Origin of the sequence: Burkholderia sp. WSM2232 (assembly GCF_000472545.1) — a bacterium.
Taxonomy (GTDB): Bacteria; Pseudomonadota; Gammaproteobacteria; order Burkholderiales; family Burkholderiaceae; genus Paraburkholderia.
This window is the reverse complement of sequence record NZ_AWZV01000032.1, coordinates 1-14,453: the sequence shown is the minus strand read 5'-3', so window position 1 is coordinate 14,453 and position 14,453 is coordinate 1. Positions and strand designations below refer to the sequence as shown.

Genomic DNA, 14,453 nt, shown 5'->3' with positions numbered 1-14,453 from the left:
ACGACTCCTGCCTCGAAATGCCGGGCCGGCGCAGCGCTGCCGCCTGTATCGCTCCGCGCGGCAAGGCTCGCGCGGATTTGCCCAACGAATCCGATTGTATCGACGCGACCTGTCCCAACGCTGACCTGCACATGACAATCTCGTCAGCTTCGGGCGATGCGCGCACGCCACTGTTTCACGCATTATCGCGGAAACCGGCTAGGTAGAAACCCTTATACACTGGTAAGATAGCGCCTCGAAAACCGCCCGCTAAGCCGCTCGCTGATTGCCATGCCACATCGTTTCCAGCTTCTCGAAAAAATCGCCTTCTCTCTGGTCTGCTGGTCTGCCGCAGCCTGCTCAGCCTTCATTGCTTATGAGCGCTGCCCGGACATCAAGGTCGTCCTTCACGCGGGTAAGGAAGTACTGCGCTACAGCGGCCAATATGCGTTCGTATGCGCGAGCCCCGTTGGCGATACCTGCACGCAAGTCACCGTGAACTGATCGCGGCACGTGTGCCACATTGCGTGAGGCAGTTTCGCCTCACGCCGGTCACGCCCGGCGCCGCTCGTCCCCTCGTCGCTCGTTCCCTCGCCGCCCGTCGTCTTGTCGCCTGCGCCTCTTAAGCGCCCGCGGCCCTCAAGCGCTGCGCCCGTACACGACGCGCGCAAAAAATCCCGCCAGCACCGCTTGCGCCAACTCGCCCGGCACGTTCTGCGGATCGACCGTGTGGAAGAACTGCACGCCGTCGCACAAACCCATCAGGCCCATGGCCAGCATCTCCGCCGGCAACGGTAGCGGCGTGCCGACCCGCTCGGAGAACTCGCGCACGTAAGCAGCGAGTTGCGCCAGCTTTTCGTGCAGGAACGCGTTGAAACGCAGCCGGAAACGGCCGTCGCGCGCCGCCAGCAGTTTCGCCTCTACCCACAGCAAAAAGCATTTGTTCTCGCGATGCAGATTGCTGTAGTAGTGCATCACGCGTTGTTCCATCTGCTCGCGCGTGGCCTCGTCCTCGAAAATGGCCCGCAAGCCTGCCTGCATGGCCTCGTGATCGCGCCGCAGCAGTTCGAGCAACAACTCGTTCTTGCTGCGGAAATTCGAATAGAACGCGCCGCGCGTATAGCCCGCCGCCGCCGCGATGTCTTCGACACTTGCCGCGACAAAGCCCTTCTTCATAAAAATTGCTTGCGCAGCATCGAGCAGACGCTGCCGTGTCTGGTCTTTGCTTTGCTCGCGTGTCAGTCTTTGCCGTTTCATGGGCGCAAGTCTAGCACCGAAAAGAATTCCAATTCACATCGACATTCAAATACAGGTGTGTATTAGAATGCGTGGAATCATTGCAAATCAGATGCGTATGCCAATTGCATGACCGGGCCTGCGCTGTTCGCTGGCGGCCGTTGCGGCTTGCCTGTTCCTTCGCCGTTTCCTGTCTGGGGTCATTGTGAAGCGTCCCGGTTTTTACGCATCCTCGGCGATGCGTCAGCAGTCTGGTCGGCTTGCGCGCCACGGGCGGCCGCGCCATGTCGCTCTGGCGCTCGCTTGCGCCGCTGTCGTCGGGTTGAATGCATGCTCGAAGAAGGAGGCGGCCGCCCCCGAGCCGCGACCGGTCGTGGCCGTCGCGGTTCATGCGGACGGCAACACCGCGCCCGTCACCTCCTTGCCCGGCGAAGTGCAGGCGCGCTATTCGACGCCGCTGTCGTTTCGCGTCGGCGGCAAGATCATCGAGCGGCGCGTGCGCCTCGGCGACGTGGTGAAGAACGGCCAGATCGTTGCGCGCCTCGATCCGGCGGACGCACAGAAAAACGCGGCCAGCGCCCAGGCGCAGCTTGCCGCCGCCGAGCACAGCTATCGCTACGCGAGGCAACAGTTGGACCGCGATCAGGCGCAAGCCAAAGAAAACCTGATCGCGCCCGCACAACTGGAGCAGACCACGAACGCCTATGCGTCGGCCGCTGCGCAGCGCGACCAGGCGGCGCAGCAGGCGGCGTTGGCGAAAGACCAGTTGCAGTACACCACGCTCGTGGCCGATCACGCGGGGGTGATCACGGCCGAGCAGGCGGACACGGGGCAAAACGTGTCGGCGGGCCAGGCCGTCTACAACCTCGCATGGAGCGGCGAACTCGACGTGGTTTGCGACGTGCCCGAAAGCGCGCTCGCGGGACTCGCGCCCGGACAGACCGCCCGCGTCACGCTCGGGGCGCTGCCGGGCCGCACGTTCACGGCGCGCGTGCGCGAGCTCTCGCCCGCGGCGGATCCGCAAAGCCGCACCTATCGCGCCAAACTCACGCTTGACAATCCCGGCCCCGACGTGCGCCTCGGCATGACCGCGGACATCGCGCTGTCGGCGCGCCCCGCATCGACCGCGAGCGGCGCCGAAGGCCAGCATGGCTTCTTCGTGTTGCCGGCCACCGCGCTCTTTCACGACGGCCCGCAACCAGCCGTATGGGTCGTGCGGGCGGCAGACAGCGTGCTTGAACTGCGCCGCGTCACGGTTGCGCGCTACAACGAGCGCACGATCGTGGTGAGCCAGGGCCTGAAGGACGGCGAGCACGTCGTGCTGCAAGGCGTGCACACGGTGAGCGCCGGAGAAAAAGTGCGCGCCGTCGCGCCGCTGCATCCCGAGGACTTCGCTTCATGAGCACGACCCATGAAGAGGGACGCTTTAACCTGTCCGCGTGGGCGCTGCGCCATCAGGCGCTGGTCGTGTTTCTGATCGCGCTCGCCACCGCCTTCGGCATCCTCGCGTACACGCGCCTCGCGCAGTCGGAAGACCCGCCGTTCACGTTCCGCGTGATGGTGATCCGCACCTTCTGGCCCGGCGCAACGGCGCGGCAGGTGCAGGAACAGGTCACGGACCGCATCGGCCGCAAGTTGCAGGAGACGCCTGCCATCGACTTCCTGCGCAGTTACTCGCGCCCTGGCGAGTCGCTGATGTTCTTCACGATGAAAGACTCCGCGCCGGTCAGCCAGGTGCAGGAAACCTGGTATCAGGTGCGCAAGAAAGTCGGCGACATTGCGGCGACCCTGCCGCAGGGCGTGCAAGGCCCATTCTTCAACGACGAATTCGGCGACGTCTACACCAACATCTACACGCTCGAAGGCGACGGCTTTTCGCCCGCGCAACTGCACGATTACGCGGACCAGTTGCGCACCGTGCTGCTGCGCGTACCCGGCGTCGCCAAGGTCGACTATTTCGGCGACCCGGACCAGCACATCTATATCGAGATCGCCAATACGCAGCTCACGCGGCTTGGCATTTCGCCGCAGCAACTGGGCCAGGCGATCAACGCGCAGAACGCGGTGTCGCAAGCCGGCACGCTGACCACCACCGACGACCGGGTGTTCGTGCGTCCCACCGGCCAGTTCGCTAACGTCGATGCACTTGCCGACATGCTGATCCGCATCAACGGCCGCTCGTTCCGTCTCGGCGATATCGCCACGATCAAACGCGGCTACGACGACCCGGCCGTCACGCAAATGCGCGCGGGCGGCAAGCCGGTGCTCGGCATCGGCGTGACGATGCAACCAGGCGGCGACGTGATCCGCCTCGGCAAGGCGCTCGACGCCCAAATGCTGCGCCTGCGCAAAGCCCTGCCCGCCGGCCTGCAGTTGACCGAGGTGTCGAGCATGCCGCACGCGGTCGCCCATTCCGTCGACGACTTCCTGGAAGCCGTGGCCGAAGCCGTCGCGATCGTGCTGGTGGTCAGCCTCGTGTCGCTCGGCGTGCGCACCGGCATGGTGGTGGTCATCTCGATTCCGGTCGTGCTCGCCGTCACGGCGTTGTGCATGTATCTGTTCGACATCGGGCTGCACAAGGTCTCGCTCGGCACGCTCGTGCTCGCGCTCGGCCTGCTTGTCGACGACGCGATCATCGCCGTGGAGATGATGGCGGTGAAGCTCGAGCAGGGCTGGAACCGCACGCGCGCTGCGGCCTTCGCCTACACCAGCACCGCCTTTCCGATGCTCACCGGCACGCTCGTCACCGTGTCGGGTTTTCTGCCGATTGCGCTCGCCAAGTCGAGCACCGGCGAATACACCCGCTCCATTTTCGAAGTGTCGGCCATTGCACTGATTGCATCGTGGCTCGCCGCAGTGGTGCTGATTCCGCTGCTCGGCTATCACCTGCTGCCCGAGCGCAAGCGCGAGGCCCATGAGGCGCACGACCATGAGCACGACATCTACGACACGCGCTTCTACACGCGTCTGCGTGGCTGGATCGGCTGGTGCATCGAGCGGCGCTTTATCGTGCTCGCAATTACCGTGGTGCTGTTCGTGCTGGCAATGGCGGGCTTCTCGCTGGTTCCACAGCAGTTTTTCCCGAGCTCGGACCGGCCCGAGCTGCTGGTGGACGTGCGCTTGCCGGAGGGCGCGTCGTTCGAGGCCACGCTGCGCGAGGCGAAGCGACTGGAAAAGGCACTGGTGGGCCGCCCTGAGATTGCTCACTCGGTGGACTTCGTCGGCAGCGGCGCGCCGCGGTTTTATCTGCCGCTCGATCAGCAGCTCACCCAGCCGAACTTCGCGCAGTTCGTGATTACCGCGAAGTCGGTCAAAGACCGCGAGAAGCTCGCCCAATGGCTCGAGCCGGAACTGCGCAATCATTTCCCCGCGATCCGCACGCGCCTGTCGCGCCTGGAAAACGGACCGCCCGTCGGTTATCCGGTGCAGTTCCGCGTAAGCGGCGACGAGATCGCGACGGTGCGCTCGATCGCCGAACGCGTCGCCGCGACGCTGCGCGCCGACCCCGGCACGCGCAACGTGCAATTCGACTGGGACGAACCGGCCGAACGCTCGGTGCGCTTCGAGGTCGACCAGAAAAAGGCGCGCGAACTCGGCGTGAGCTCCGACGACATTTCGAGCTTCCTCGCGATGACGCTCTCCGGCTATACCGTCACGCAGTACCGCGAGCGCGACAAGCTGATCAGCGTCGACCTGCGCGCGCCGAAGGCGGAGCGCGTGGACCCGGCAAAGCTCGTCACGCTCGCCATGCCTACGCCGAACGGCGCGGTGCCGCTTGGAACGCTCGGGCATCTGCGCAACGATCTGGAATACGGCGTGATATGGGAACGCGACCGCCAGCCGACCATCACCGTGCAGTCCGATGTCGCGCCGGGCGCACAAGGCATCGACGTCACACATGCGGTGGACCGCGCGCTCGCGCCGATTCGCGCCAGCCTGCCCGTCGGCTACCGGATCGAGATAGGCGGCTCGGTAGAGGAAAGCGGCAAGGGCCAGACGTCGATCAATGCACAAATGCCCATCATGATCATCGCGGTGCTCACGCTGCTGATGGTCCAGTTGCAGAGCTTCGCTCGCGTGCTGATGGTCGTGCTGACCGCGCCGCTCGGACTGATCGGCGTCGTCTTCACGCTGCTGCTGTTCGGCCAGCCGTTCGGCTTCGTCGCAATGCTCGGCGTAATCGCGATGTTCGGCATCATCATGCGTAACTCGGTCATTCTGGTCGACCAGATCGAGCAGGATATTGCCTCCGGGCACAAGCGCTTCGACGCGATTGTCGGCGCCACTGTGCGGCGCTTCCGGCCGATCACGCTGACCGCCGCGGCCGCCGTGCTCGCGCTGATTCCGCTGTTGCGCTCCAACTTTTTCGGGCCGATGGCCACTGCGTTGATGGGCGGCATTACGAGCGCGACTATTCTCACCTTGTTCTATTTGCCGGCGCTCTACGCGATGTCGTTCCGCGTACGCAACGACGAGCGCGAACCGCCCACGCCGTCGGCGCCCGGCGCGGCACATACGGGGAATTGAGCATGAGCCACTTTGCAGATGCGCGCTTTGTCCGCCGCGCGGCGGCTCTCCTGGCGGATTTCCCGGCGGCACGCCTCGCGGTGCCCGCCGCGCTGGTCGCGTGCACGTCGATGCTTGCCGCGTGTTCGTTCGGTCCGAACGGCGAGCCGCCCGCGCTGCCGCAGCCCGTTCACTACGGCAGTGAGGCGCAGCCGGCGCAGACAGTTGCCGCCCAAGGCGTTGCACAACAGTTCATGGTCGGCGCGAAGCCCGTGCCGCAATGGTGGAAGCTGTATCAGTCCGATGCGTTGAATGCGCTCGTCGACGAAGGGCTGCGCAATAGCCCGACGCTCGCCGCCACCGAAAAAACGCTGGCAGCCGCGCGCGAACAGTTGCGGGCGCAGATCGGCAGTTCGCTGCTGCCCACCATCGACGCCGGCGGCCAGGCCACGCGCAATCGCGCGCTGGCGATTCCCGAGATCGGCCCTAACACGTTCCTCTACAACATCTTCGTCGGCCAGTTGCAGGCGCACTACACGATCGACCTGTTCGGCGCCGCCCGTCTGGCCGACGCTGCGCTGGCCGCGCGCGTGAACGTGCAGGCATATCAACTCGACGCCGCGCGGCGCGCGCTCGCCGCCAACATCGTGAGCGCCGCGATCACGAGCGCCGCGTTGCGCGCGCAGATCGACACGACCGAGCGGCTCGTGACGCTCGCGAACGATCAGGCTCGCGATACCCAACGCCGCTATGCGCTCGGCGCCGTTTCGCACGCGGATCAGTTGAGCGCGCAACAAAATGCGGCGAGCCTGTCGGCGAGTTTGCCCGGGCTTAGGCAGCAATGGCAGACCACGCGCCATGCGCTCGCGGTGCTGCTCGGCCGCACGCCGGACGCGGCACCCGGGGACCTCGAACTCGCGAGCCTGCGTCTTCCGCAGCAGGTGCCGGTGGTGGTGCCGAGCGAACTGTTGCGCGCGCGGCCCGACATCCAGGCCGCCGACGCCGCGCTGAAAGCCGCCGCCGCCGATGTCGGCGTGGCGACCGCGCAGATGTATCCGAGCCTGTCGCTGAGCGCGTCGATGGGACAAGGCGGCTTTAGCTGGCCCGTGGCGCTGTCGGGCGCGGGCGCGATCTGGAGCATCGGCGCGTCGCTCTCGCAGCCGCTCTTTCATGGCGGCGCGCTGATGGCACAGCGCCGCGCAGCGATGAACACCTACGAGGCCACGGTGTCGCAATACAAGCAGACGGTGCTCGCTGCGTTTCAGAACGTCGCCGATACGCTCGCCGCGCTGGAACACGACGCGCAGGCGCTCGACGCAGCGAATACGGCGGCACGTTCGGCGCAGGGTATTTTCGACGAAACCTCGGCGCGATATCGGCTCGGCGCTGTGCCGATAGCGTCGACTCGCGCGAGCGAGCAGCAGTTTCGCAATGCGCAGCTCGATGAGATTCGCTACACCAGCGCGCGGCTCACGGATACGGCGGCGTTGTTTCAGGCGATGGGCGAGCCGCCGGTGGGGGATGGGGCGCAGGGGGGGTCGCAACAAAACAAATGACGCCAGCGGACCCAATCCGACTGACCGGTTTTGCTACATGCTACCGCAGTAGTAATTGCCGACTGATCCGGATTTTCCGTCAAGATGAGAGCGAGCCGCAAACAGTATTAAATTGAACGCAAACCGTCTGCCTCTCGGCGCAACCTAACAAAGCATAGCGTCGTGTCCGGTCAAAACCCAGTGCGCTACTTGCCTGGTAACTAGATAGATTTATCCAGTCTGGTAACTCGTGCTTGATTCCTCCCGTGCCCGGATTTCGTCAGAAACGAGAATGGCAAGACTTGCCGATACCCAAGTTCTCGGTTCAGGATACAGCCCTCGTCTTTTCGCTTACGCTTAAGGACGCGCTGCCGAATCGGGTGCGACGAGCTGTAGCGGCTGTCGATAGCGGTTTCCTGCCAGTGAGTTGCGCGCATCGACCTGTATTGCATCGGACGCCGGCTGGAGCGCGACTGCTCGCGCTTTGCCCGATGGACTGATGATCGATCGCCGCGTCAAATACAGTCCTCGTACAATCGGCATGGCGAATCCTGCCCGCGAATCATGAACATATGTGTCGAAAAAGTCCAACAGGGCCGGTGACAGTTTTGGCGGATGAAGCCAAGCCTGATAATAGGCTTCGTCTTCGGGCGAGAGCGGTGCCGCTTTGCCAGTTAACTTCACCCGCTCCGCGTATGCAACCGGGTCGCTTTTCGCCAGCCTCTGCATGTAGTCGCGCCAGTTCAGATCGCTGGCTTGGGACGCGATGGAGGACATTGACCGCCGCAGCCCGGCCAGTTCGGCTTCGGTCTGGCCATCCGCTGACACGGCACAGATATCTTGGTAGACCTGGCATGGGTCTGTGTCATAGCGCACGCTGAGCCAGCCATAGCAGAGCCGCATGTGCGCGGCGATCTGTTCTTCCAGCGTTTGGCCGATGTCGACGGCACGCATGTACTCGTCGAAACCATCCTTCACCGCCTGATCGTAACCGAACATGTTTGCCACTTTTGGGCTGAGGTCAGCGGGGGGCGTGAACGGTACGCCCGCCATCGCTGCTTCCAGGCGCATGCGGTTCAGCGGCAGGCGGCCGAGCATGTCGCTTCGTCCCTGTTCTCCAGGCCTGTAGCCACCACCCACGTCCGAGTGCACACCCGGATAAACAATCTCGCGGTGCTTGCCGCCAACCGCGCCCAGCCGGGTAAGGGCAAACGCCGACCGGATTTCTTGCGCGGCAACGAGATGCAGACAGTTCTCAACCGCATCGGGAATTGCCATCTTCATGCCCGTCAAGTTATGCGCCGGCACGCCCACCGATTCAACGGTATCGAAGATTCCCAGGAAACGGAAATGAATCGGAGCTGACTTGCCGTCGAGCGCGGTCCCGCACGGCCAGTACGGTTGGCCGTCCCGGTACTCGCATTTGTCAAGGATGCGATTGACAAACGCCCGTGCGAGGGCTGCACCGCGCGAGAATCCGAATACTGCAACGTCGATGCGGACGACGCGGTGGTTGTTTTCTAGCGCCTTGCGCAAATCTGTTTCCGCTAGTTGCAGACGCGCATCGCTTCCAGCACCGGAGCCGCCCCCCAGCGCTTCCCCGTCACGTACAGAATCGATCCAGCTGGGGTTACTTGTATCAAGCGGCGTGCCGACGCCGGGGTAATACCGCTTGACGAGCAGTGGCTCATCCAAAATGTGCCCATCGAACAACCGCGCAACGTTCGACCACTTCCTCTGTTCCGCATCGAGGAACCTGTTATTCCCCGTACCATCAAAGAAGAAGCTGAACCATGGCCGCTGCTCGCAAGTCGTACACAGACGGAATTCCTCGTCATACAGTTCGGTCATCGTCTTAAACGTCTGCTCGAAAGTCTCGTGGCTGTCCGTGAACCAGTCCTGCATCAGTGCTTGCCCGTTCTTATCTTTCATTGTTTATTCTCCCAAGTGACGCATGACCCTCCGGCCATAGAAAAGCTGGTCAAGTCTCAGGCTTCGACCGCTTCCCTTTGCTTCTGAAACCAACTCAACTTCTATCTGCTGGCCCGGAAAGAACCGCGTGATTACATAGTTGTACGAATCTCCTGGAACAGGCCGTGAGCCAGTTACCACTACGTCACGCGCATAGTGCGCGGTCTCGCTGTCATTGCTACCGCCTGTTTCTTCATCCCACGCCACACGCACGGTTTTTCCATACCCTGGCAACTGAGTACAACATTCGACCCCTCCCGTCCCTCCCTTGCTAAATGGATTAGCACTCCCACCAAGTCCCAGGCTTCTACCGTTTATGTCGTAAAACGTGTAGTCAACATACGTTTCGGTATAGTTTGCTGTAACTGCTGTCACGTTGACGGTTTCCTGGCGTCCCAACGGGGAACAGCCACTAGTCAATGCCAGCAACGCAAGCGCCGCCACCGCCGTTTTCGGTCCTCTCATACTCGTTGAATCCCTTACGTCCGCTCGGACGTTTCACGACCGCCCATGAAATGGGTCTGTATCAGTTCGCCGCTAATTTTCCGGTGGTTTTCACTCTCCCAAGCGACGCATAACGCTCCGACCGTAGAAGAGCTGATCGAGTCTAGGACTTGCAGAGCCGTGGCCCAGACTTTCCACCGGTACAGACACCAATTCGACCTCTATCTGCTGCCCGGGAAAGAACCGCGTGATTACATAGTTATATGAGCTGCCAGCAAGAGGCTGTGATCCAATCACCACCACGTCGCGCGAATAGTGATAGGTCTTCCCTTCGTTGTGGCCGGGCGTTTCTTCGTCCCATACGACTCGCACTGTCCGTCCCGGTCCGGGCAGCATAGCGCAGCATGAACTCCCTCCTGTCCCGCCTTTGCTGAATGGATTAGCGCTCCCTCCTAGACCCAGGTTGCGCCCTTCCGTATCGTAAAACCTGTAGTCCACGTACATTTCCGTGTAGTTGGCTGTGCGTACACTGGCATCAACATATCCTCGCTGCCCCCATGCAGAACAGCCGGTAATTACCGCAACTAGCGCCAGCACTGCCGCCGCTTTTTTAAGCCCTTCCATACCTTTTCCTTCCGTTTCTCGGCTCACACGTTTCATGGCTGTTTGAGTGCCAATCCGGCGCGATCCGTTATTGTTTTTCCGCCGGTTCCTATTCACAAAAATGCCGCATGACACATGGGCCTGCAAAAACGTCTGGAAATCCGCTCAGGTCGTGGTGCATGGCCCACTGCCGTTCACAAGTCTTACGCAGGCCGGAATCCCTCGCCATTACAGTTCCGTCGCCGCCCGGATCGTCTGCCGGAATGTTCCATCGTAGTTATGAAGCAGTCATACACCGGATCGTCATAGCTCTGTCTCGTCGTTGTTATTCTCCGATCTGACGCATCACGTGGTCACCGGGGAAGATCCGGTCACGGCGAGGGTTACGGGGGCCACTGACGGGCTCGGAGACGAACTCGGCCTCTAGTTGATGGGGCGTGAAGACCGCACTGCTGGAATGCCACATGTATCTCCGTTGACCAGTCCTGCATTACATCGTTGTTGCCATTTCTGCGGGCCCTTATTCCCCTATCTGACGCATCACACTTCGACCGTAAAAGATCTGGTCGAGTCTTGGGCTTCGACCGCCTCCCATCGATTCAGATACAAATTCCACTTCCACCTGCTGCTTCGGAAAGAATCGCGTAATTACGTAGTTATACGAATTTCCAGGCAGGGGCGAAGAACCGCGCACCACGACGTCTCGTGAATATTGAAGATTTTTGCTTTGATTCTCACCAGCCACTTCCTCGTCCCATACTACGCGCACAGTCTGCCCGGGCCCCGGCAGTAGAGCGCAGCAGGTACCCCCTCCCTGCCCATTTTTGCTGAACGGATTCGCCCTGCCGCCCAAACCCAGGTTTCGCCCTTTGGTATCGTAAAAGCGATAATCAATATACGTTTCGGTGTAGTTCGCCGACACATCTCTAACCTTTACATATCCCTGCTGGCTCCAAGCCGAACATCCGCAAATTGTGATCAGCAGACCGAAGGTGGCTATCGCTTTTCTCACCGCCGCCATGTGCTGCTCCTCCCCGCGTCGCGCCATGCGCGCTCGGCCGGATGCATGCATACCTTATACTGCTTGCAAGTCGCAAACAGGCGAAGTTCTCCGTCGTATAGTTCGATCATCGTCTCGAACGTCTGCGCGGACGTTTCATGGCCGCCCGATAACAAGTCCTGCATCACTCCACTAATATTTCGCTCGCTCATCCCTATTCCCCAACATGCCGCATGACTCGTCGCCCTGTAAAAATCGAATCAAAACGAGGATTCCTACTGCTGGCTGGTTTTTCTTCTTGTGCGACGTACTCGACTTCCACCTTGTCTTCCGGGAAAAAACGAACAATCAGAGTAATGTTTGAGTCCGGATCGTCTGACGTGGCACCTGTTGCCTGTACGACTGCGGAATGCCGCACCCAGCGTGACTCACGATCATTACGTTGACCCGTATACCATTCAATGCGAACCGCGTGTCCTGGCTTGGCAAGCGAGAAGCAACACACGCCCCCACCCGTCCCACCTCTTGAAAATTCTTTTATCGACGTTCCCGCAAAGCGGCCACTCCCACTCTCTGATGAACTCAGATAGAAATCGGTAATGAAGTTTTCTGTATAGTTGGCCGCGCTGACACCCACGTCATGATGACCTGCCCGATCTCGCGCTGCGCAGCCGCTTATGATCATCAACAACGCGAACGCCTTTGCCGCCTTTCTCACCGCTGCCATGAGCTGCTTCTCGCCACGTCGCGCCATGGGCTCGTGTCCCGGTGCATGACCACCCTCTGTCTGTCTTTTTCGAACCTGATTTCCAGTACACCGGAGTTCTCATCAAGCGGCACTTCGCCTTCGATGATGACCTCGCGCTCACAAGGCGTTCTATAGCCCGTTCCATTGGGCAGGAACGCTATTTCGTCCCAACTCAGCACCAGCCTCGCTCCCGGCAGAGGCGACAGCAAATCGTCTTTCCGTACCACCACGTCCTCCGATAGCTCCACTGGGACCGAGCCAATGTACTGGCGGTCATCTCTACATTTTCCGTCCCGGACGAAATACACGAACTCAAGCCGCTTGCCACTCGCATTGACGACTCGCACGCTTAGGCGAATGTGCTCCACGTGCTTCAGCTTGTCGCCGCGCTCACGTTCTGCCCGCGCCTGCACGCGCTCCTCTGCACTCCGCGCCAGTTCCCGCCATATGTCCGCCTCCACGCGCTGGTAGGCAAGCACAAGTGAGTCACCTCGTGAAGCGGTGTCGGCCAGCGCCAGCGCAATCTGCGGCTGCTTGTCGTAGTCCACTCGGTAACGCAGCCCGTAGGCGACGAACGCCGCAAGATCCGCCAGTCGGTTCAGCCCGTGGCGCTGCGCCCGCTCCACCAGCGGCGCGATTTCCATCAATTGCCGGTTGTAGCTAAGCGCTCCGGGCTGGTTCATTCGCGTCTGTTGGAGCCACGCATGCACCTGGGCAGGCATTGCGGCGCGTTGCAACGCAGCGGCCACATCTGCCGGAACGGGCAGAACGTCCCAAGCGCGCGGCACGGGCAAACCTTCGCCTGCCAGCTCGACCAGCTCGCCGTGCCAGTCGAGCATCCACCATGCATGGACCGGGCCGAACATGTACCGCCGCGTGGCTTCGGGTAGCTGTTCATGATGCACCCTCAGATGCGACGGGTAATAGAAGAAGAACCAGGCGTCTTCGTCGTCCGCCGCAAGACGCGCATGGAGCAATGTTTGCAGATGCTCCACGAGCGCACACGGATCGTGAGGCGACCAAAGCCATGTCACACGTGCGACATGGCCCTCAGCCAATGAGAGCAGCCGCAGGAACCGGTCCGCAGCGGGATCATCATCCGCGGAACTGAAGTGGGTCAGCGGCTCAATGTTGCGTACGTCCGGCATGGCTAGCAGCACTGGCCCCACCGCCTCCAGGCTGTCAAGGCCGGAACCCGCATACAGCGATACCGCGCGCAAACCCTTCAGGTCCCCGACTGCCCGTCTTTCTGCCGCTGTCAATGCACCCTGGTCAAGTAGCGCATACAAATGGACGCTCTTTGCCGCCTCATGCAATTCCCGACGCTTCGCGCGAAAGCGTTCCAGCAACGCATTGTGGACTTCGAGACAATCGTCATCAAAGTAGTCGTTCATCACACCGTCATCCGTGCGAAAGGCACACCCGACTGGCTCTCGCGCAACACACACTGCGCCGCCATTGGCTGGGGCAAGGATGGCATCGGGGTGTTTATTGACGCCTTGCCCTTCTTCTGGATCGTAATGGTCTTAATGAAGAGGTCCAATGGACCACCAAGCGTTATGCTGCCGTCCTTCACGTGGATGAATGCGCCGCCGCATTCGAGCGTGATCTCCCTGGCTGCAGCCAGATTGAGCTTGCCGTTGACGCTGGCAATGTCGACATCGTTCGCGGCCGTGAGCGACATCGGCCCACCTTGCGCCTGAAGCTCGATCGGACCTTTGGCAGCAAAAATTTTGACTCCGAGCTTGCGCGCGAACAGCGATATTTTTTCGCCGGCCGCAACCGTGAACTGTTTCAGCACGCTCCAGTCGGCATTCTTCCCGGCCACGGCACTGATGGTCTGCTGCGCCGAGACCTGCACGCCACCGCCCGCGACGATTGCTGCGGACGCTGGCGTGCTAGCCAGTAGCCCGGCCTTTTTGAGGCCGTCCAGCTCCTCCCTCATCTGTTGCTGTGCGCCGGTGTCGGCAGGGTCGGCCTTCGCACTGCTGGTAGACGCGGCCAGCGCCTTTGCCATTGCTAGTGCGCTTTCGAGCTGTGCGATGGTCTCCTGCATGTCGAGCTGGCTGCCGGTTGAGGCGGGACGGTCGTAGGTCGTGACCATGACGCCCTTGCCTGCACGAAGCACACCCCAGCCCGACGACCTGAGCTCAAAACCCGCCCCCCGGTATTCGAGCCTGCTGTTGACGAGATAGCCCAGGTTCAACTGGCTCTTGCCTGAGTGCTCGGTGCTGAGCTTGATACCTTCCTGGCCTGCCCAGTCCTCCATGCGCAGCTTGTTGTTGCTCTGGGTACGGATGACGTTGCGCGACAGCCAGCGNCGGTCGCTGGNGACCAGATCGCGCGCCTGGCTGTGATGGTGGAACGCAGTGATTTCAGGCTTGTCGGGATCCCCATCCCGGAAGGAGATAACTGCCTCGTCGCCGTCCAG

General features: G+C 61.7%; 11 protein-coding genes. 4 read left to right on the top strand and 7 right to left on the bottom strand.

Going from position 1 to position 14,453, the window contains the following annotated elements; translation table 11 throughout:
* Positions 1–270: 270 nt before the first annotated feature.
* Entirely contained in the window at positions 271–483 is a 213-nt protein-coding gene (locus tag F757_RS34085) for a hypothetical protein (RefSeq protein WP_035467451.1), read from the top strand.
* 135 nt (positions 484–618) lie between these two features.
* Here the strand turns inward: F757_RS34085 and F757_RS0124865 are convergent, their stop codons facing one another.
* Entirely contained in the window at positions 619–1,236 is a 618-nt protein-coding gene (locus F757_RS0124865; RefSeq protein WP_027213746.1) for a TetR/AcrR family transcriptional regulator, read from the bottom strand.
* Positions 1,237–1,453: 217 nt separating this feature from the next.
* Here F757_RS0124865 and F757_RS0124860 point away from each other — a divergent pair, with 217 nt between their 5' ends.
* The 3 genes from F757_RS0124860 to F757_RS0124850 are packed head-to-tail and all read left to right on the top strand — an operon-like array spanning position 1,454 to position 7,277.
* Positions 1,454–2,617 carry an efflux RND transporter periplasmic adaptor subunit gene (locus F757_RS0124860; protein ID WP_027213745.1) on the top strand — a complete coding sequence of 388 codons (1,164 nt, stop codon included), beginning with the start codon at positions 1,454–1,456 and terminating at the stop codon, positions 2,615–2,617.
* A complete protein-coding gene (locus tag F757_RS0124855; RefSeq protein ID WP_027213744.1) occupies positions 2,614–5,742 on the top strand; it encodes an efflux RND transporter permease subunit in 3,129 nt (1,042 codons plus the stop codon). Before F757_RS0124860 ends, F757_RS0124855 begins: the two co-directional genes overlap by 4 nt.
* A 2-nt stretch (positions 5,743–5,744) precedes the next feature.
* A complete protein-coding gene (locus tag F757_RS0124850) occupies positions 5,745–7,277 on the top strand; it encodes an efflux transporter outer membrane subunit (RefSeq protein ID WP_027213743.1) in 1,533 nt (510 codons plus the stop codon).
* Positions 7,278–7,613: 336 nt separating this feature from the next.
* Here the strand turns inward: F757_RS0124850 and F757_RS34080 are convergent, their stop codons facing one another.
* From F757_RS34080 to F757_RS34070, 6 genes are all read right to left on the bottom strand, one after another.
* On the bottom strand, positions 7,614–9,188 hold the full coding sequence (locus F757_RS34080; protein WP_051376862.1) for a T6SS phospholipase effector Tle1-like catalytic domain-containing protein: 1,575 nt from the start codon (positions 9,186–9,188) through the stop codon (positions 7,614–7,616).
* A 594-nt stretch (positions 9,189–9,782) separates the two neighbouring features.
* Positions 9,783–10,331 carry a DUF3304 domain-containing protein gene (locus tag F757_RS35420; RefSeq protein ID WP_084531024.1) on the bottom strand — a complete coding sequence of 183 codons (549 nt, stop codon included), beginning with the start codon at positions 10,329–10,331 and terminating at the stop codon, positions 9,783–9,785.
* Positions 10,332–10,794: 463 nt separating this feature from the next.
* Positions 10,795–11,295, bottom strand: coding sequence for a DUF3304 domain-containing protein (locus F757_RS35415; RefSeq protein WP_198021438.1), 501 nt, complete (start codon positions 11,293–11,295; stop codon positions 10,795–10,797).
* A gap of 193 nt (positions 11,296–11,488) precedes the next feature.
* Positions 11,489–12,001: a DUF3304 domain-containing protein gene (locus F757_RS35410; RefSeq protein WP_198021437.1), complete on the bottom strand. Its 513-nt coding sequence runs from the start codon at positions 11,999–12,001 to the stop codon at positions 11,489–11,491.
* The gene (locus F757_RS34075) at positions 11,989–13,416 is read right to left on the bottom strand and encodes a DUF4123 domain-containing protein (protein WP_051376861.1); all 1,428 of its coding nucleotides are present in this window, start codon (positions 13,414–13,416) and stop codon (positions 11,989–11,991) included. Before F757_RS34075 ends, F757_RS35410 begins: the two co-directional genes overlap by 13 nt.
* Positions 13,416–14,453: type VI secretion system Vgr family protein (locus F757_RS34070; RefSeq protein WP_156923725.1), on the bottom strand; the 1,038-nt coding region annotated here is incomplete at its 5' end. The genes F757_RS34075 and F757_RS34070, both read right to left, overlap by 1 nt.

Coding starts and splice junctions, on each gene's coding strand:
- F757_RS34085 (WP_035467451.1), top strand. CDS start 271: ATGCCACATCGTTTCCAGCTTCTCGAAAAAATCGCCTTCTCTCTGGTC.
- F757_RS0124865 (WP_027213746.1), bottom strand. CDS start 1,236: ATGAAACGGCAAAGACTGACACGCGAGCAAAGCAAAGACCAGACACGG.
- F757_RS0124860 (WP_027213745.1), top strand. CDS start 1,454: ATGCGTCAGCAGTCTGGTCGGCTTGCGCGCCACGGGCGGCCGCGCCAT.
- F757_RS0124855 (WP_027213744.1), top strand. CDS start 2,614: ATGAGCACGACCCATGAAGAGGGACGCTTTAACCTGTCCGCGTGGGCG.
- F757_RS0124850 (WP_027213743.1), top strand. CDS start 5,745: ATGAGCCACTTTGCAGATGCGCGCTTTGTCCGCCGCGCGGCGGCTCTC.
- F757_RS34080 (WP_051376862.1), bottom strand. CDS start 9,188: ATGAAAGATAAGAACGGGCAAGCACTGATGCAGGACTGGTTCACGGAC.
- F757_RS35420 (WP_084531024.1), bottom strand. CDS start 10,331: ATGAAACGTGTGAGCCGAGAAACGGAAGGAAAAGGTATGGAAGGGCTT.
- F757_RS35415 (WP_198021438.1), bottom strand. CDS start 11,295: ATGGCGGCGGTGAGAAAAGCGATAGCCACCTTCGGTCTGCTGATCACA.
- F757_RS35410 (WP_198021437.1), bottom strand. CDS start 12,001: ATGGCAGCGGTGAGAAAGGCGGCAAAGGCGTTCGCGTTGTTGATGATC.
- F757_RS34075 (WP_051376861.1), bottom strand. CDS start 13,416: ATGAACGACTACTTTGATGACGATTGTCTCGAAGTCCACAATGCGTTG.